Origin of the sequence: Saccharothrix sp. S26, from assembly GCF_021390395.1 — a bacterium.
In the GTDB taxonomy this organism is placed as follows: domain Bacteria; phylum Actinomycetota; class Actinomycetes; order Mycobacteriales; family Pseudonocardiaceae; genus Actinosynnema.
In genome coordinates, this window is the sequence record NZ_JAJUWT010000037.1 from 40,045 (window position 1) to 57,163 (window position 17,119).

General features: G+C 73.2%; 15 protein-coding genes. 7 read left to right on the forward strand and 8 right to left on the reverse strand.

Features of this window, described 5'->3' with window-relative positions; genetic code table 11:
* The first annotated feature begins 15 nt into the window (after positions 1-15).
* The 3 genes from LZG04_RS40065 to LZG04_RS40075 all read left to right on the forward strand — a co-directional run bounded on the left by LZG04_RS40065 (position 16) and on the right by LZG04_RS40075 (position 4,595).
* The gene (locus LZG04_RS40065; RefSeq protein WP_233827183.1) at positions 16-2,031 is read left to right on the forward strand and encodes an MMPL family transporter; all 2,016 of its coding nucleotides are present in this window, start codon (positions 16-18) and stop codon (positions 2,029-2,031) included.
* 11 nt (positions 2,032-2,042) lie between these two features.
* Positions 2,043-2,294 carry a hypothetical protein gene (locus LZG04_RS40070; protein WP_233827184.1) on the forward strand — a complete coding sequence of 84 codons (252 nt, stop codon included), beginning with the start codon at positions 2,043-2,045 and terminating at the stop codon, positions 2,292-2,294.
* A 486-nt stretch (positions 2,295-2,780) separates the two neighbouring features.
* Complete coding sequence (locus LZG04_RS40075) at positions 2,781-4,595, forward strand: glycoside hydrolase family 55 protein (protein ID WP_233827185.1); 1,815 nt, start codon at positions 2,781-2,783, stop codon at positions 4,593-4,595.
* Between the two features lie 55 nt (positions 4,596-4,650).
* On the opposite strand, the gene ilvD is transcribed toward LZG04_RS40075, so the two are convergent.
* Together ilvD and LZG04_RS40085 are read right to left on the reverse strand one after the other, a co-directional pair.
* Entirely contained in the window at positions 4,651-6,348 is a 1,698-nt protein-coding gene (gene ilvD / locus LZG04_RS40080) for a dihydroxy-acid dehydratase (protein WP_233827186.1), read from the reverse strand.
* Positions 6,349-6,475: 127 nt separating this feature from the next.
* The gene (locus LZG04_RS40085; protein ID WP_233827187.1) at positions 6,476-7,204 is read right to left on the reverse strand and encodes a hypothetical protein; all 729 of its coding nucleotides are present in this window, start codon (positions 7,202-7,204) and stop codon (positions 6,476-6,478) included.
* Between the two features lie 179 nt (positions 7,205-7,383).
* On the opposite strand from LZG04_RS40085, the gene LZG04_RS40090 reads away from it, so the two are divergent.
* Positions 7,384-8,340, forward strand: a complete 957-nt coding sequence (locus LZG04_RS40090) for a hypothetical protein (protein ID WP_233827188.1) — start codon at positions 7,384-7,386, stop codon at positions 8,338-8,340.
* On the opposite strand, the gene dacB is transcribed toward LZG04_RS40090, so the two are convergent.
* Positions 8,337-9,881: a D-alanyl-D-alanine carboxypeptidase/D-alanyl-D-alanine-endopeptidase gene (gene dacB, locus LZG04_RS40095; RefSeq protein WP_233827189.1), complete on the reverse strand. Its 1,545-nt coding sequence runs from the start codon at positions 9,879-9,881 to the stop codon at positions 8,337-8,339. The genes LZG04_RS40090 and dacB overlap by 4 nt on opposite strands.
* Before the next feature lie 180 nt (positions 9,882-10,061).
* Here dacB and LZG04_RS40100 point away from each other — a divergent pair, with 180 nt between their 5' ends.
* Complete coding sequence (locus LZG04_RS40100; protein ID WP_233827190.1) at positions 10,062-10,478, forward strand: cold-shock protein; 417 nt, start codon at positions 10,062-10,064, stop codon at positions 10,476-10,478.
* 249 nt (positions 10,479-10,727) lie between these two features.
* Here LZG04_RS40100 and LZG04_RS40105 read toward each other — a convergent pair whose 3' ends face one another.
* From LZG04_RS40105 to LZG04_RS40115, 3 genes are all read right to left on the reverse strand, one after another.
* Entirely contained in the window at positions 10,728-11,231 is a 504-nt protein-coding gene (locus tag LZG04_RS40105) for a general stress protein (RefSeq protein WP_233827191.1), read from the reverse strand.
* Between the two features lie 206 nt (positions 11,232-11,437).
* Positions 11,438-12,595: a HAMP domain-containing sensor histidine kinase gene (locus LZG04_RS40110; RefSeq protein ID WP_233827192.1), complete on the reverse strand. Its 1,158-nt coding sequence runs from the start codon at positions 12,593-12,595 to the stop codon at positions 11,438-11,440.
* Positions 12,595-13,248: a response regulator transcription factor gene (locus tag LZG04_RS40115; RefSeq protein WP_233827193.1), complete on the reverse strand. Its 654-nt coding sequence runs from the start codon at positions 13,246-13,248 to the stop codon at positions 12,595-12,597. Before LZG04_RS40115 ends, LZG04_RS40110 begins: the two co-directional genes overlap by 1 nt.
* Before the next feature lie 121 nt (positions 13,249-13,369).
* Here LZG04_RS40115 and LZG04_RS40120 point away from each other — a divergent pair, with 121 nt between their 5' ends.
* Positions 13,370-14,764 (forward strand): S41 family peptidase, encoded by a 1,395-nt coding sequence (locus tag LZG04_RS40120; protein WP_233827194.1) that lies wholly within the window; start codon positions 13,370-13,372, stop codon positions 14,762-14,764.
* A 36-nt stretch (positions 14,765-14,800) separates the two neighbouring features.
* Here the strand turns inward: LZG04_RS40120 and LZG04_RS40125 are convergent, their stop codons facing one another.
* Positions 14,801-15,694 (reverse strand): LysR family transcriptional regulator, encoded by an 894-nt coding sequence (locus LZG04_RS40125; RefSeq protein WP_233827195.1) that lies wholly within the window; start codon positions 15,692-15,694, stop codon positions 14,801-14,803.
* A gap of 76 nt (positions 15,695-15,770) precedes the next feature.
* Between LZG04_RS40125 and LZG04_RS40130 the strand changes: the two genes are divergently transcribed.
* Positions 15,771-16,817, forward strand: a complete 1,047-nt coding sequence (locus LZG04_RS40130; protein ID WP_233827196.1) for an alpha/beta fold hydrolase — start codon at positions 15,771-15,773, stop codon at positions 16,815-16,817.
* 3 nt (positions 16,818-16,820) lie between these two features.
* Here LZG04_RS40130 and LZG04_RS40135 read toward each other — a convergent pair whose 3' ends face one another.
* Entirely contained in the window at positions 16,821-17,069 is a 249-nt protein-coding gene (locus tag LZG04_RS40135) for a hypothetical protein (protein WP_233827197.1), read from the reverse strand.
* Positions 17,070-17,119 lie beyond the last annotated feature (50 nt).

The following is a 17,119-nucleotide window of genomic DNA, read 5'->3' on the forward strand; positions in this document are numbered from 1 at the left end:
GGAGGTCATTCTCCCGTGCACGCGACCCGTTCCCGCACCCGCTGGCTGCTCCCCGCCCTCGTGGCGGTCGCGTGGCTGGCGCTGGGCGGCTTCTCCGGCCCGTTCGCGGGCAAGCTGAGCGAGGTCGCGGTCAACGACAGCACCGCGTTCCTGCCCTCGTCCGCCGAGGCGACCGAGGTGGCCGAGCAGGTCAAGGCGTTCGGCGACGCGCGCGGCCTGCCCGCGGTCGTGGTGGCCGAGCGCCCCTCCGGCCTCACCCAGGCCGACCGCGACTACCTGGCCGGACGGGGGTTCCCCGGTGAGGCGTCCCCGGTGATCCCGTCACCGCGCGACGACCAGGCCGCCCAGGTCGTCATCGCGGTCGACCCGCTCGACCCGGCCGGCGCGGTAGAGGACATCCGGGCGAAGGTCTCCGACCCGCCCGACGGCCTCACCGTGCTGGTGACCGGGCCCGCCGCCCAGGTCGCCGACCTGAAGGAGGCGTTCGGCGGCATCGACGGGTTGCTGCTGCTGGTCGCGGGCGCGGTGGTCGCGGTGATCCTGGTGCTGGTCTACCGCAGCCCGCTGCTGCCGCTGGTGGTGCTGCTGTCCGGGGTGTTCGCGCTGGGCCTGGCCAGCCTCGCGGTGTACCTGCTCGCCGACGGTGACGTGATCGACCTCAACGGCCAGAGCCAGGGCATCCTGTTCATCCTCGTGTTCGGCGCGGCCACGGACTACGCGTTGCTGCTCGTGTCGCGGTTCCGGGAGGAGTTGCGCGACACGGAGGACCGCTTCGCGGCGATGCGGGTGGCGTGGCGGGCCACGATCGAGCCGATCGCCGCGTCGGCGGGCACGGTCGTGCTGGGCGTGCTGTGCCTGCTGTTCAGCGACCTCAACTCCAACAAGGGTCTCGGCCCGGTGGCCGCGATCGGGATCGGCGCGGCGTTGCTGGCCTCGGTGACGTTCCTGCCCGCGGTGCTGGTGCTGCTCGGCCGGTCGGCGTTCTGGCCACTGCGGCCCAAGCACGGCTCGCCGCACCCGGAGGCGAGCGGGCTGTGGGCGCGCGTCGCCCGCGTGATCGCCGCCAAGCCGCGCGCGACGTGGGTCGTCACGGCGTTGGTGCTGCTCGTGGCCGTCGCGTTCGTGCCGCAGCTCAAGGCGTCCGGCACGGCCCAGTCGGACGTGTTCCTCACCGAGGTCGACTCGGTGGCCGGGCAGGAGGTGCTGTCCCGGCACTTCCCCGGCGGCAGCGGCGCGCCGGCGATCGTGCTGGCGCGGGCCGGGCAGGCGGCGGCGGTGACCGGTGCGGCGGACGTGGACGGCGTGTCGGAGGTGCGGCCCGCGGGCGAGGCCGCGGGGCTCGTGCGGCTCGACGTCGTGCTGGAGGACCCGGCCGACTCCGAGGCGGCGCTGGCGACCGTGCAGCGGCTGCGCGAGGCGGTGCACGCGGTGCCGGGCGCGGACGCCAAGGTCGGTGGGCCCACCGCCACCCAGTTGGACACGCAGAAGACCTCGGAGCGCGACCGGCTGGTGATCATCCCGATCGTGCTGCTGGTGATCTTCCTGGTGCTGGCGCTGCTGCTGCGGTCGCTGCTCGCGCCGTTGCTGCTGATCGCCACCGTGGTGCTGTCGTTCGCCGCGACCATGGGCGTGGCCGCCCTGGTGTTCAACGGCCTCTTCGACTTCCCGGGGGCCGACCCGGTGGTGCCGCTGTTCGGGTTCGTGTTCCTGGTGGCGCTCGGCATCGACTACAACATCTTCCTGATGACGCGGGTGCGCGAGGAGTCCGTCGAGCTCGGCACGCGGGCCGGGGTGCTGCGCGGGCTGACCATCACCGGCGGCGTGATCACCTCGGCCGGGGTGGTGCTGGCGGCGACGTTCTCGGCGCTGGCGGTGCTGCCCATCCTGTTCCTGGCGCAGATCGCGTTCATCGTGGCGTTCGGCGTGCTGCTGGACACCTTCGTGGTGCGGTCGCTGCTGGTCCCGGCCCTGGCCGTGGACGTGGGCCGGCGCATCTGGTGGCCGTCGCGCCTGGCCCGGGGACGCGACTGACGGGCGCGGGATTGCGCCGGATCGTCCTGTTCGCCGCCCTCGTCCTCGGTCTCGGCCTGGCCACCGCGCCCGTCGCCTCCGCCGACGCCTTGGACTGCATCGACTACCTCTACTGGAAGCACTTCGACGGCCTCATCATCAGCCACGCGTGCGTGCTGGGCGAGGAGGGCGACGCGCAAGCCTGCGAGGCGACCCTCACCTGGATGAACGTCACCCCGCCCGCGGTCGTCGAAGAAGCCTGCGAGCCGGCCACCCGGCCCTGAGCCGTCCGTCGCGGCACGGGCACTCGATCGCGGTCCGGGGGGCCGGGGTGGTCCGGGGCCCACGCGGCCGTCGAGCCGCCCCGGTGCTCGGCACCACCTCCGCCTCGCGGTCCGACCGGTACGCGGCCACGGCCACGCGCCCTCGCCGCGGTCGAGGTCGGGCAGGTGGGGCGCGGCGATGAGGTGGTCCATGCGCGCGAGGGCGCTGAGGGTTCGTCGATCCACGATCGGTGACCACTACACCGCGCTGGGGAACCGCGCGTGCTCTTCCCGGTCCGACCGGGACCGAATGGGCGGATTCCGGGCATGGCGTTCGGCTCGATCGTGAAGTAGAAATAGCCAACTCAACATCGCCGCCGCCCGGCCCCGTCGAACCTGAGAGAGCGCTCTCTCCTTCGGCGATCGGGCGTCACAACCCCCAGAGGCATGTCAATGACGATCATGCGCCACGCCAGTCGTGAGAGCGCTCCCGCGAGAGTGCGCCGGGTGTTCGTGCTCGGTCTCGCCCTGGCCGCCGCCACCACCGCCGGTGCACCCGCGGTCAGCGCCGACCCGCCCCGGCGCACGCAGGACCTGGGCGTGAACGTGAGGGTGTTCGACCCCTCCACCCCGGTCGCCGAGATCCAAGCCGCCCTCGACGCCACGCACGCCGCCCAGGTCGACAACGAGATGGGCACCCAGCGCTACGCCTACCTGTTCAAGCCCGGCCGCTACGGCACGCCCGAGCAGCCGTTGCAGCTCAAGGTCGGCTACTACACCGAGATCGCGGGCCTGGGCGCGTCGCCCACCGACGTCGTGATCCACGGCAAGGTCGAGGTCTACAACCGCTGCCTCGCCGACGGCGGCACGTCCAACTGCCTCGCCCTGGTCAACTTCTGGCGCACCCTGGGCAACCTCACCATCGACATCGACGGCAAGGGCCAGGACGGCTGCCGCGCCGGCGCGAACTTCTGGGCCGTGTCCCAGGCGGTCTCGCTGCGCCGCCTCAACGTCACCAGCGGCACGTTCACGTTGATGGACTACTGCACCGCCGGCCCGCAGTACGCCAGCGGCGGCTTCATCGCCGACTCCCGGCTGCCCTCCGTCGTCAACGGCTCGCAGCAGCAGTGGCTGACCCGCAACAGCGAGCTGGGCAGCTGGTCGAACGGCGTGTGGAACCAGGTGTTCTCCGGCGTCACGGGCGCGCCCGACGACGCGGCCTTCCCGAACCCGCCGTACACCACGCTCGACACCACGTCGGTGAGCCGCGAGAAGCCCTACCTGTTCGTGGACGACAAGGGCCGGTACAACGTCCGCGTCCCGTCCGCCCGCCGCGACACCAGCGGTGTCTCCTGGGCGAACGGCCTCACGCCGGGCCGCACGATCCCGCTGTCGGACTTCTTCGTCGCCAAGCCCGGCGACTCCGCGCGCGACATCAACAACCAGCTCGCCCGCGGCAAGCACCTGCTGCTCACGCCGGGCGTGTACGACATCGCCCGCGGCATCGAGGTCAAGCGGGCGAACACGGTCGTCCTCGGTCTCGGCCACGCCACGCTGACCGCGGTGGACGGTGCCATCCCGCTGGACGTCGCGGACGTGCCGGGCGTCGTCGTCGCGGGCGTCACGATCGACGCGGGCACGCAGCTGTCCCCGGTGCTGCTGCGCGTGGGCAAGAAGCACGGCCACCGGCCCTCCGACCCGGCCAACCCGACCACGCTGTCGGACGTGTACTTCCGCGTCGGCGGCCCGCACGTCGGCAAGGTCGACACCGCGCTGGAGGTCAACAGCGACCACGTGCTCATCGACCACACGTGGGTGTGGCGGGCCGACCACGGCGTCGAGGGCTTCACCGACACGCAGCGCTGGAACACCAACACCGGCCTGACCGGCGTGGTCGTCAACGGCGACGACGTCACCGCGACCGGCCTGTTCGTGGAGCACTTCCAGCGCCACAACACCGTCTGGAACGGCGAGCGCGGCACGGTCGTGCTCTACCAGAACGAGCTGCCCTACGACCCGCCGACGCAGGCCGACTGGATGAAGGGCGACGTCGAGGGCTGGGCCGGCTACAAGGTCGGCGACCACGTGCGCAAGCACACCCTGCACGGCGGTGGCGTGTACGTGTTCAACCAGAACAACCCGTCGATCCACACCGAGAACGGCTTCGAGGTCCCCGAGACGCCGGGTGTGAAGCTGCACCACATCATGACCGTGAACCTCAGCGCGGGCGTGATCGACCACGTCGTCAACGGCGTGGGCGGACCGGCCGACCTGACCAACGTCGGCGCTCCGGTCTACATCGCGGAGTACCCGGCCCCGTGACGCCCGACGCGGTGCCCGATCCCCGGAGCCGGGGGTCGGGCACCGCCCGCGCGCGTCAGCCGCAGACCGCGCCGCCGGACGCGGAGCCCACGAGCTTCGAGTACTTCGCCAGCACGCCACGCTGGTAGCGGGCGGGCAGCGGCGACCAGCCCTCGCGGCGCGCGGCCAGCTCGGCGGGGTCGATGTCGACGTCCAACCGGCCGTTGGCCACGTCGAGCGTGATCGGGTCGCCGTCGCGGACGAACGCGATCGGGCCACCGTCCACCGCCTCCGGCGCGACGTGGCCCACGCACAGGCCGGTCGTGCCGCCGGAGAACCGGCCGTCGGTGAGCAGCAGGACGTCCTTGCCCAGCCCGGCTCCCTTGATCGCCGCCGTGATGGCCAGCATCTCGCGCATCCCGGGACCGCCCTTGGGGCCCTCGTAGCGGATGACGACCACGTCGCCCGCGGTGATCGTGCCGTCCTCCAGCGCGTCCATCGCCGCCCGCTCGCGGTCGAACACGCGGGCGGTGCCGGTGAACACGTCCGAGTCGAACCCGGCGGACTTCACCACCGCGCCGTCGGGCGCGAGCGAGCCGCGCAGGATCGTGATGCCGCCGGTGCGGTGGATCGGCTCGTTCATCGCGCGCAGCACCGTGCCGTCGGGGTCGGGCGGCGCGATGTCGGCCAGGTTCTCGGCGACCGTGCGGCCGGTGACGGTCAGGCAGTCGCCGTGCAGCAGGCCCGCGTCCAGCAGCGCCTTCATCACCACGGGCACGCCGCCGATGCGGTCCACGTCGGTCATCACGTGCCGGCCGAACGGCTTGACGTCGGCCAGGTGCGGCACCTTCGCGCCGATCCGGGTGAAGTCGTCCAGGCTCAGCTCGACCTCGGCCTCGTGCGCGATGGCCAGCAGGTGCAGCACGGCGTTGGTGGACCCGCCGAACGCCATCACCACCGCGATCGCGTTCTCGAACGCCTCCCGGGTCATGATCTGCCGCGCGGTGATGCCCCTGCGCAGCATCTCCACCACGGCCTGGCCGGACTTGCGGGCGAAACCGTCGCGCCGCCGGTCGGTGGCGGGTGGGGCCGCGCTGCCGGGCAGGGACATGCCCAGCGCCTCGGCCGCGCTCGCCATCGTGTTCGCCGTGTACATGCCGCCGCACGCGCCCTCACCGGGGCAGATGGCGCGTTCGATCAGGTCGACGTCCTCGCGGCTCATCAGGCCGCGCGCGCACGCGCCGACGGCCTCGAACGCGTCGATGATCGTCACGTCGCGCTCGCTGCCGTCGCTCAGGGTGACCCGGCCGGGCAGGATCGAGCCCGCGTAGAGGAACACGCTGGCCAGGTCGAGCCGCGCGGCGGCCATGAGCATGCCCGGCAGCGACTTGTCGCAGCCCGCGAGCAGCACCGACCCGTCCAGCCGCTCGGCCTGCATGACCGTCTCGACGCTGTCCGCGATGACCTCGCGTGACACGAGGGAGAAGTGCATGCCCTCGTGGCCCATGGAGATGCCGTCGGACACCGAGATCGTGCCGAACTCCAGCGGGTAGCCGCCCGCCGCGTGCACGCCGTCCTTGCTCGCCTTCGCCAGCCGGTCCAACGGCAGGTTGCACGGGGTGATCTCGTTCCACGACGAGGCGACACCGATCTGGGGCTTGGCCCAGTCGTCGTCACCCATCCCGACCGCCCGCAGCATCCCGCGCGCGGCGGTCCTCTCCAGGCCGTCGGTGACGTCGCGACTGCGCGGCTTGATGTCCGGGGTCTCGTTCATGTCCCGAAACCTAGTCGACCCGGGCGGGCCGGAGGGACTTCGGCTCCGCGGACCGGCCTCGATCCGCCCGGTCAGGTGGTGCGGCGCCCGGCCCCGACCGGGACGGGCGGTCGGGGCCGGGTGGTCGTCAGATCTCCGCGTAGCTCTTGAGGCCGACCAGGGTGGTCAGCTCCAGCGAGTTCGCGCCGGCGGGGGAGGGCAGGCCGAACCGCTTGTCCACCAAGCGGTCCAAGCCGCCGCAGCCGTGGGCCGCGGGCGTGGCGAACGCGGTGTCCTCGATGGTGAACCTCAGCACCGGCGGGTCGGTCGAGACGCGGTCGGGCCCGCTGGTCCGCACGGGCCGGAACACGAGCGGGTCGGTGTCGTCGCCGATCGTGCACGTCGGCGGCAGCAGGCCGTTGAGCACGCGCAGCTTCAGGTGCTGCACGCCCATCCGGTCGCCGTCGGAGAGGAAGTCGGCGTACCCCGCGTACTCGATGCGCAGGTCCGTGCGCAGCAACGGGTTGCGGTCGCCGACACCGAGCAGGCCGCCGGGCACGCGCGTCGGCTCGGCCCGCAGCGCGCCGAAGACCTGCGCGGACCGGCCGGCCAACTGCCCTTCGGCGAACGTCAGCCGCATCACGCCGGTGCCCATCTCCGCCGACTGCCCGACCTTCAGGGTGCCCTCGGACACCAGCACCTCGCAACGCCACCGCGCCGGGTCGGCCCCGGCGGGCAACGCGGGGCAGTCGGTGAAGTCGAACGCCGGCACCGGGGCCGGCTGGGCGGCGGCCTGCTGCGGCACGGTCGCGCCCAGGGCGATCAGCGCGGTGCTCGCCAGGGCCGCGACGGCGGCGCGGCGGGAGGTTCTCGTCATGTCGCAGAGCCTTCCGCCCCGCGCCGCGTCCATGATCCGGCGGATCCCCGGGATCGCCCCCGGTTCCACCCCCGAGGCGTGGCCGGGGTCGGCCGAGGGGGACCGAGCCGCCCGTGAACGAGGTGGAACGCCGCGCGCCCGTTCGCCGTCGAAGGCGCGAACGACGAACGGGAGGCACCGTGAACTACCCGCAGCAACCGCCGAACGGGCACGACCCCTACGGGCAACCGGCCCAGTACGGCGGTTACCAGTACGGCGGGTTCGCCCCGCAGCCTCCTCCCGCGCCGAAGAAGCGGACCGGCGCGATCGTCGCCGCCGCGGTGGTGGTCGTGCTCCTGCTCGGCGGTCTGGCGTTCACCGGGTTCGTCCAGCCCGGGTTCTTCGTGGGCGCGGCGACCACCACGACGACCACGACCACGTCACCGACCACGTCGTCGTCCGCCCCGGCGAAGAACGACGGGGCCGAGAAGCTGCTGGAAGACGTGGTGGCCGGGCTGGACGCCCAGGACGCCACCGCGCTCAAGAAGCTGACCTGCCCGAACGCCAAGTCCGTGGTGAACAGCGCCATCGACGACGTGTCGTCGCTGAAGAAGGCGAAGCTCGTCGACAGCGACGAGGTCACCGAGACCAAGGTGGTGGCCACCGTCGAGGTCACCACGGCGTCCAAGACGTCGCAGGTCGAGGTCACGGCGATCCGCGAGGACGGCGACTGGTGCTGGCAGGACATCGCGCGCGCCAAGGGCGCGTCGCCGTCCACCGAACGGCCGTCGCCGACCGGCAAGCCGACCACCGACCGCGAACCCACCGCCGGCGGCAAGCCGGTCCCGCCGGAGGCGCTCGCCGCCATGCGGTCGTTCCTGGACGCCGTGAACGCGGGCGACGCGGCGACCGCGACCGGCCTGCTGTGCGCGGACGCCATCGCCGACGCCGCCGACGTGCGGGAACTGGTCGGGCACGAGCCGGACCTGGCCGTCGACCCGGCCATGGACGGCATCTCGACCAGCGAGGACTCCGTCCAGCTCTACCTCAAGGGCACGGCCAAGGGCAAGAAGCTGGGCGGCTACTCCACGAACCTCTGGGTGACCGGTTACGACGGCCCGTGGTGCGTGCACGCGTTCCGCGCGGTGGTCGGCTAGCAGGACTTGGTCCAGCTGCACTCCAGCTCCGGGCCGGCGACGGGCGCGACCCGGACCGCGGGCGGCGACTGCCCGTCCCGGTGCCCGGCCAACCGGATCGCGACGGCGTCCTCGAACGGCTTCGCCGAGGTCAGCGTGTTGTTGCTGATCATGGCGAACACCAGCGGGACGCCGTCGGCGGTGGTCGCGTAGCCGGACAGGGCGCTGACACCGGTGAGGCTGCCGGTCTTGGCGCGCACCGTGCCCTCGGCCGGGGTGCCGCGCATCCGGTTGCGCAGCGTGCCGCCGACCAGCCGGTCGGCCACCCCGGCCACGGGCAGCGAGTCGTGCCAGACGGCGAACCAGGGCTCGTGCCGGGCGGCGAGCAGCAGGGCGGCCACCTGGTCTGGTGACACCTGGTCCATCCGGGACAGCCCGGAGCCGTCGCGCAGCGACAGCGCCGAAGCGTCCACGCCCCACTGGCCGAGCTGGGCCGTCATCGCGCGCAGGCCCGCGGCCCAGCTGCCCTCGCCGAACACCGCGCGCCCGGCGGTCTTGACCAGGATCTCGGCGTGCATGTTGTTGCTCAGCTTCATGAACGGGACCATCAGCCGGGACAGCGGCATGGACAGGTGCTCGGCGAGCACCCGCGCGTCGGCAGGGGTCGCGCCGGTGCCCGTGCCGCCGAGCACGCGGACGCCGTGCCGGGCGAGCGCGTCGTGGAACAGGGACGTGACCAGGCCGGTCGGCTCCCAGACCGTGCTCCACTCGTTCTCCGCGGCACCGCCGGCGGGGATGCTGCCGCGCACCTCGATCACGTTGGTGCCGTGCCGCCGCTCGACGGAGACGGTCGAGGCGGAGCCGGGCGGGCCGGTGACGGCGGTGTTGGCGATCGTGACGTAGTCCGTCGGCGGGTCGGTGGTGACGGTCGCCGGCCGGCCCGCCGCGCCGGGCGCGACCCGGACGATGACGGAGCCGGCGTCGTAGTCGGTGTCCGGCGAGACGGTCAGCGCCGAGATCTGGGCGTTGTAGTAGTAGGGCTCGTCGTCCCAGGCCCAGCCGGTGCCCAGGCGCACGGCGTCGAACCAGGTGTCGTCGGCGAGCAACCGGCCGCGGACCAGCTTGACACCCCCGCGCGCGACCTCGGCGGCCAGCGCGTCGTAGTCGGCGGCCAGCACGGTCGGGTCGCCGGTGCCCCGCAGGTGCAGGTCGCCGGCCAGCACCCCGGCGCGCACCGGGCCGGTCGCGGCCACGCTGGTGCGGAAGCGGTGGTCGGGTCCGAGGATCTCCAGCGCCGCAGCGGAGCTGATCAGCTTGCCGTTGGACGCGGGCTGGCGGCGCTTGTCGCTGTCGCGGGCGTACAGCACCGCGCCGGTGTCGGCGTTGCGCACCACGAGCCCGACGTCCGCGCCGTCGAGGGCGTCGTGGGTGAGGATCGCGTCGAGGTCGCGGACCAGCGTGCCGTCGGCCTGCGCCGACGCGGGGCTCGCGAGGTCGGCCGCCGGCACCGCGGCGAACGCGACGGCGGCCAGGACGAGCGCGAACGAGCGTGATCCGGGCATGGGAGCTCCTCCAGGACGCCAATGCGACTTCTGGTCAAGGATTCTCCACGTGTGCCAGTCCCTTGTGAAGTTCTTACAAGTCGCCGCGTCGCGGGCACGAGTCGCGCGATCGGGCAGGGGATAGGATCGTGGTGATGTCGCCACGGGTGTGGCGCGTGCTGCTGGTAAGGGGTTGCGGTGGTGGTGAAGGGCAAGGTCGTCCGGTTCGACGAGGTGCGCGGGTACGGGTTCGTGTCGCCCGAGGAGGGTGGCGAGGACGTCTTCATCCACGTCAACGACATCGACTTCGACAAGCGGCTGATGGCGCCCGGCGCGCTGGTCGAGTTCCTGGTGGAGATGGGCGACCGGGGCCCGAAGGCGTCCCGGGTGAGCCTGGTGCGCGAAGCGTCGGTGCGGTCGGCCACGCCGTCGTTCCACGCGGGTGACGACGTCAACGGCAACGACGTGTTCTGCGAGGTCGTGTCGACGAAGAGGTACCTGCAGGAGGTCACCGAGACGCTGCTCGTCGCGGCTCCCGGCATGACGGCCGAGCAGATCCTGAACGTGCGCAAGAACCTCGTCGGCATGGCGCGCAAGTACAACTGGATCGAGGACTGAGCCGCCGGCTGTCCACTTCGGACGGACCCGGCCGGGAGTCGGACGGTGGCCCGGTGTGGCGGCGACGGTGCGGGTGCGGTCGGCGCTGAGCCACCGCACCCGGGCCCGCCTTCCTGGTCAAGGGTCCGGCGGTGCGCACCGGGTGTGCGTGCCGCCGGGTCGGATTCCGGTGTGTCGGGTTCGGGTGGGCACCGGGTGCGCGTCGCCGGGTCGGGTTCCGGTCTCGGGTTCGGGTGCGCACCGGCCCGGTCACGGGCTCGGCGGCGCGGCGAGGGCCAGCTTGGCCAGCAGGTCCCGGCCCTTCTCGGCGTTGCGCGGCTCGCACAGCACGTCGTAGCGGCCCGCCACGAGCTGGGTGGTGGACGCGAAGTCCCGCCTGCCCCGCACCGAGGCGTAGCCCACGGCGGCGAACGTGGTGCCGAACACGACACCGGTGACCAGGCCGGTCACGATCGCGACCGGCAGCGGTCCGGTGCCGAACACGCCGAGCAGCAGCCCGACGAACAGGCCGAACCAGGCTCCCGACGCCGCGCCGCCCGCCAGCACGCGGCCCCAGGTCAGGCGGGCCGTCACCCGTTCCACGACCATCGGGTCGACGCCGACGATCGTGACGTCCCTCACCGGGAAGTCCTGGTCGGCCAGGTGGTCCACGGCCCGTTGCGCCTCGGCGTAGGTGGCGTAGGAGCCGATGGGCCAGCCCGTGGGCGGTGTCGGCACGGTCGTCGGCCGACCGGTCGTCAGCGGTGTGGTCATGGGGGGCGTCCTCTCCGCGGGTTCTTGCCGGTGATGCGCCGGCGCTTCACCGTCTCGGCCCGGGGTACCCGGACCGACGGCACGCCACCGGCCGGCGTCGCCTAGACCGGGTAGGCGTCACCGGCCTCGCTCACGTGCGCCGACGGCGCTCATCCACACCAACGGACCTGAGCGATCGCGTGTTCCCATCGTTGAGCCGGCCAGGCTCAACCCGTGAACGTGATGGTGACGGTCAGCCCGCCCCGCGATCTCGGCGTCAGGTCGACCGTCGCATCGTGCGCGGTGGCGATGGCCTGCACGATCGACAGCCCCAACCCCAGCCCGTGCCCCGTCCGCGCGGGCCCGAGCCGGTGGAACGGCTGCAAGAGGCGCTGCACCTCGTCGGCGGGCACGACCGGGCCGGTGTTGGTCACGGTCAGCACGCCGGACCCGCACGACACCTCGACCCACCCGCCGGGCACGTTGTGCCGGATCGCGTTGTCCACCAGGTTCACCACCAGGCGCTCGGCCAGCGCGCGGTGCCCGGAGACCGCGCACGGCTCGACCGACACCCGCAGGTCCACGTCCGGGGTGCGGCGGAGGTCCACGACCTCGGTGACCACCTCGCCGAGGTCGAACGGGTGGCGCACGTCGATGCCACCGTGCCCGCGGGCCAGGGTCACCATGGCCTCGATCAGCCGTTCCTGCTGCTCGCCCGCCGCGAGCACCCGCTCGTGCGCCGCGCGCAACGACGACGTGGTCGCGTCCGGGTCGTCCAACGCCACCTGCCCGATCGCCCGCTGGCGGGCCAGGGGCGTGCGCAGCTCGTGCGAGGCGTTGGCCACGAACCGGCGCTGCGCCTCGAACGACGCCTCCAACCGGCCGAGCAGCTCGTCGAACGTGTCGCCCAGCTCCTTGAGCTCGTCCTCCGGGCCGGTCAGGGCCAGGCGTCGGTGCAGGTTGGTCGCGGAGATCTGGCGTGCCGCCGCGGTGATGGTGCGCAGCCGGCGCAGCACGCGACCCGCCACCCACCAGCCCAGCGCGAGCGCCAGCACCACCGTCAGGCCGAGCGCGACCGCGGACTGGACCAGCAGTTGGCGCAGCACGTCGTGCCGCTGCTCGGTCAGGGCCGCCTCGGCCTGCGCGACGATCTCCTCGGCCAGGCCGCTGGGCGGCGGGAGTGGACTGGTCCGCGGTTCGGGATCGGCCGCCACGCCGGGGTAGCGGAACAGCGTCCTGTCGTCCACCGGTGTCACGGCGTGCCGCACCAGGAAGAACGTGACCGCGAGCAACCCCGCCCCGCACAGCACGAAGAGGCCGCCGTACAGCAGGGTCAGCCGCAGCCGCACGGTGCGGCGCGGCAGCCGGAGCCGGGTGCGCCCCATCAGACCCGGTACCCGCTGCGGGCGACGGTCTCCACCACCGGCGGGTCACCGAGCTTGGCCCGAAGCCGGCTGACGGTGATCTTCACCGCGTTGGTGAACGGGTCGGCCGCCTCGTCCCACACCCGTTCCAGCAGTTCCTCGGCCGACACCGCCCGGCCTCCCGCCGCCAGCAGCACCTCCAGCACGCCGAACTCCTTCGGTGCGAGGTCCAGTGGCCGGTCGCCCCGCGCGGCGCGGCGGCGCGCCGTGTCCACCACCAGGTCACCGTGGCGCAGCACCGGCGGCACGGCCGGGTGGGCCCGCCGCGACAGCGCCCCGATCCGAGCCACGAGCGCCCGGAAGTCGAACGGCTTGGGCAGGTAGTCGTCCGCGCCGAGGCCGAGCCCGTCGACCAGGTCGTCGGTGGTGGCCGCCGCGGTCAGCATGAGGATCCGGCCCCGGCGACCGGCCGCGATCAGCGCCGCGCACACGTCGTCACCGTGCGTACCGGGCAGGTCCCGGTCGAGCACGACCACGTCGTAGTCGGTGCGCAACGCGCGTTCCAAGCCGTCGCTCCCGTCGAACGCCACGTCGACGGCCATCTGCGCCCGGCGCAGCCCCGCCGCCACCGTGAGCGCCATTTCCTCGTCGTCCTCGACCACCAACACCCGCACGCGCACCAGTATCGGACGCCACGGGTTTCGCCCGGGTCTCATCAGGAGTGAAACCGCGCCGAAACTCCTCCCCGCGTACAACTCGCCCTGTCAAGGACCGGCGACACCAAGGGGAATTCTCGTGACAACCAGATGGCGCCCGCTCGCCACCGCGGCCGTGCTGCTGACCGTGGCCGCCGCACTCGTCGGCACGGGGGCCGGCACCTCCTCGGCGGGTCCCGAACGACCTCCGGCCTGTGCCCGGCCCAACCCCCCGCAGCCGCCCCCGGCGCCGAAACCGGCCACGCTGACCACGGTCGGCCAGGCGTACTACTGCATCTTCGACAACTACTTCAGCGGGCCGGTGCTCGACAGCCGCTCCCTGCTGGTGCCCGCGTTCGCCGCGCTCACGCGGGAACTGCAACGCCGAGGCCTCGACCGGGCCGACGCCACCCTGCCCGCGCTCACCGGGCGCAAGGACGCGGACTGGGCCGCGTTCGGCAAGGTCTACCGGCGGATCGCGGACGCGCTGCCGGACGACGACGCCCGCGCGGCCATCGCCGCGGCGGCCATCCAAGCCATGGTGGACGCCCTGGACGACAACCACGCCCGGTGGATGGGCGAGTTCAAGCCCAACCTCTACGGGCTCGACCTCTCGGTGACCGTGGGCCCCGGTGACGTGGACCCGGTGGCCACCGAGCCCGCCCACGTCAACCGGCTCATGGCCGGCAGCCCGGCCGAGGCCGCGGGGCTGAAGCTGGGCGACGAGGTGCTGGCGATCAATGACGTGCCGGTGTTCGTGAACGGGATCCTCAACACGGCCGTGCTGTCGTGGCTCACCGACGGCCAGGTCGGGTCGACGGTGCGGTTCACCGTGCGCCGCCCGGCCACCGGCGAGACGTTCGCCGCCACCGCGACCGCCGCCCAGTTCCCGCCCCAGCGGCCCGCCGTCGACTCCCGGCTGGTGGACGGCGGCGTCGCTCACGTGACGCTGCCCGGCTTCACGCCCCAACTGGCCGACGAGGTGCTCGCGGCCATCGCCCGCCTGCGTGCGGGCACCGCGTTGCGCGGCGTGGTCCTGGACCTGCGGGGCAACGGCGGCGGCAGCCCGGAGGCCGTCGCCAAGCTGCTCGGCGCGCTCGCGCACGGCAAGGTCACCAGCTACTGGTGCGACGTCCGGGACCGCTGCACGCCCAACCGCACCGACGACTCGGTCGAACTGCTGAACCTGCCGTTCGTCGCGCTCACCGATCGGCGGTGCGCGTCGGCGTGCGACTCGTTCGCGAGCGCGGTGAAGGACCTGAAGCTCGGCACGCTGGTCGGCACGCGCACCGCCGGCGCGGTGTCCGGGCCGGGGCAGGCGTACCTGCTGGACAACGGGACCGCCCTCGGGCTGCCCAAGCACCACGAGATCGCCGCGAACAGGGAGATCGTGAACACCATCGGCGTCGCACCGGACCACCACGTCCCGACGACGGCGGCCGACCTGTCCACCGGTCGTGACCCGGCCCTGGACAAGGCGGTCTCACTGCTGTGACCCGCCGGGTGGCCGGGCGTCGGCGGCCCGGCCACCTCAGCGGACCTGGGTCAGGTCACGGGCCAGCGCGGTGAAGTTGGCGGCCACCACCGACCGTCCCGCCACGGGCAGCGCGATCGCCAGGTCGACCAACCGGACCGTGGGGCTCAACGGCAGGAACACGACCTCCGGCCGGGGCTGGGCGGCCGACGAGCCGGGCACGATGCTCACCCCGCAGCCCGCCGCGACCAGGCCCACGATCGTCGGCATCTGCACGGCCTCCTGCACGACCCGCGGGGTGAACCCGCCGCGTCGGCACAGCGCGGTGATCTCGTCGTGCAGGCCGGGCCCGAGGTGGCGCGGGAACAGCACGAACGGCTCACCGGCCAGCGAGCGGACGTGCACGCGTCGCCGACCGGCCAGTCGGTGGTCGTTCGGCACCACGGCGACCAGCGGCTCGCGGGACACCGGCACCAGCTCCAGGTCGTCGGCCGGGCCGGGCAGCGGCGGGCGGAGCAGGCCAACGTCCAGCGCCGCCGTGCGCAACTGCTCGACCTGCGACATCGTCGGCAGCACCGAGAACGACAGCGTCACGGCCGGGTAGCGCGACCGGAACTCCCGGATGATCATCGGCAGCGGGTGCAGGACCGCCGAGCCCACCATGCCGATCGACAGCGAGCCCTGCTCGCCGCGGCCCGCCGCACGTGCCCGGCGGGCCGCGGCGTCCACCATGGACAGCGCCGCGCGGGCGTCCGCGACGAACACCTCGCCGGCCCGCGTCAGCTCGACGTTCCGGGTGTCGCGGTGGAACAGCGACACGCCGAGCTCGGTCTCCAGCGCCTTCACGGCCTGGCTCAACGGCGGTTGCGCCATCCCGAGCGCGGCGGCGGCCCGGCCGAAGTGCAGGTGGTCGGCGACCGCGACGGCCGCCCGCAGGTGCTTGAGATCCATACTGTCCCCGAATCAGTCACCTCTGATTACGTGCACAATCAGACCAGGTGGCGAGCCGCGGCGGCATCCTGGCCGCATGGTGAAGACGATCCTCACGCTCGCGGTGGCCGCGTCGATCACGCACGCCCCGCCGGCGGACCGGGTGGTGCGCAAGGACTGGAAGGTGCGGGGCGAGGCCGGGAACCTGGGGGTCCGCGAGGTGCGGCCGGAGCGGTCGTCGCGCGGGCGGCCGGTCCTGCTGCTGCACGGCGCGCGCGTGCCCGGCGTCGCGTCGTTCGACCTGCCCGTGCCCGGCGGGTCGACGGCCGCCGACCTCGCCCGCGCGGGCCACCGGGTGTTCATCGTGGACGTTCGCGGTTACGGCGCGTCCGACCGCCCCGCGGCGCTGGACGCCCCGCCGTCGGCCAACCCGCCCGCGGTCACGGGGGAGCAGGTGGTGCGCGACATCGCGTCGGTGGTGGACTGGGTGCGCGGGAAGACCGGCCACCGCCGGGTCGACCTCGTCGGCTGGGCGACCGGCGGGCACTGGGCCGCGTGGTACGCGAGCGTGCACCCGGACCGGGTCGAGCACCTGGTCGTCCACAACAGCTTGTACGGCGCGCTCGACGGCCACCCGATGCTGGGCCGCGGCTCGGAGTACGAGGACCCGGCGCGGCCCGGCTCGTTCGACGACGCCCGGCACGGCGCGTACCGGCTGTCGACCGCGCCGAGCCTGCTCGGCGGGTGGGACGCGAGCATCCCGGTGGCCGACAAGGCCGAGTGGCGTGATCCGCGCGTGGCGGCGGCCTACGTCGAGCACGCGTTGGCGAGCGACCCGACGTCGGCCGACCGCGAACCGCCGAGCTTCCGCGCGCCGACCGGCGCGATGAAGGACAGCTTCCACCTCGCGACCGGCCGGCGGCTCTGGCACGCGGGCACGATCACCGCCCGCACGCTGGTCCTGCGCGGCGAACTGGACTTCTGGTCCCGCGAGGGCGACGTCACCACGCTGGTCGCCGACCTGCGCCGGGCGCGGGAGGTGCGGGCGGTCAGCCTGCCCGGCGCGACCCACTTCGCCCACCTGGACCGGCCGGAGCACGGCCGGGACCGGTTGCTGGCCGAGGTGCTGCGCTGGCTGCGGTAGCCCTCACGACCGCCGTGCGAGCAGGCGTGCGCGGAGCCGTTGCAGCGGCGGCATGAGGCCGTAGATGACGATCGGCACCGCGATCGTGGCCAGGACCAGGGTTCGCACGGCGGTCGGCGCGCCGTCGAGGAGGTCGCCGAGCAGCAGTTGCAGCGCGGTCAGGGTCGGGAAGACGGCCAGCCAGATCATCAGGGCCAGGTGGTGTCTGGGCGGTGGCCCCACCGGGGTCACCGCCGCGTCGTTTTCGCTCATGACGCCACCTTCGGCCGCAGGTACCGAAAACGACAACTCCTGTTGCTGTT

What these genes read in the sequence shown, in the direction of transcription:
- LZG04_RS40130 (WP_233827196.1), top strand. Translation starts at nt 15,771, where the DNA reads ATGGTGAAGACGATCCTCACGCTCGCGGTGGCCGCGTCGATCACGCAC.
- LZG04_RS40085 (WP_233827187.1), bottom strand. Translation starts at nt 7,204, where the DNA reads ATGACGAGAACCTCCCGCCGCGCCGCCGTCGCGGCCCTGGCGAGCACC.
- LZG04_RS40105 (WP_233827191.1), bottom strand. Translation starts at nt 11,231, where the DNA reads ATGACCACACCGCTGACGACCGGTCGGCCGACGACCGTGCCGACACCG.
- LZG04_RS40135 (WP_233827197.1), bottom strand. Translation starts at nt 17,069, where the DNA reads ATGAGCGAAAACGACGCGGCGGTGACCCCGGTGGGGCCACCGCCCAGA.
- LZG04_RS40125 (WP_233827195.1), bottom strand. Translation starts at nt 15,694, where the DNA reads ATGGATCTCAAGCACCTGCGGGCGGCCGTCGCGGTCGCCGACCACCTG.
- dacB (WP_233827189.1), bottom strand. Translation starts at nt 9,881, where the DNA reads ATGCCCGGATCACGCTCGTTCGCGCTCGTCCTGGCCGCCGTCGCGTTC.
- ilvD (WP_233827186.1), bottom strand. Translation starts at nt 6,348, where the DNA reads ATGAACGAGACCCCGGACATCAAGCCGCGCAGTCGCGACGTCACCGAC.
- LZG04_RS40110 (WP_233827192.1), bottom strand. Translation starts at nt 12,595, where the DNA reads ATGGGGCGCACCCGGCTCCGGCTGCCGCGCCGCACCGTGCGGCTGCGG.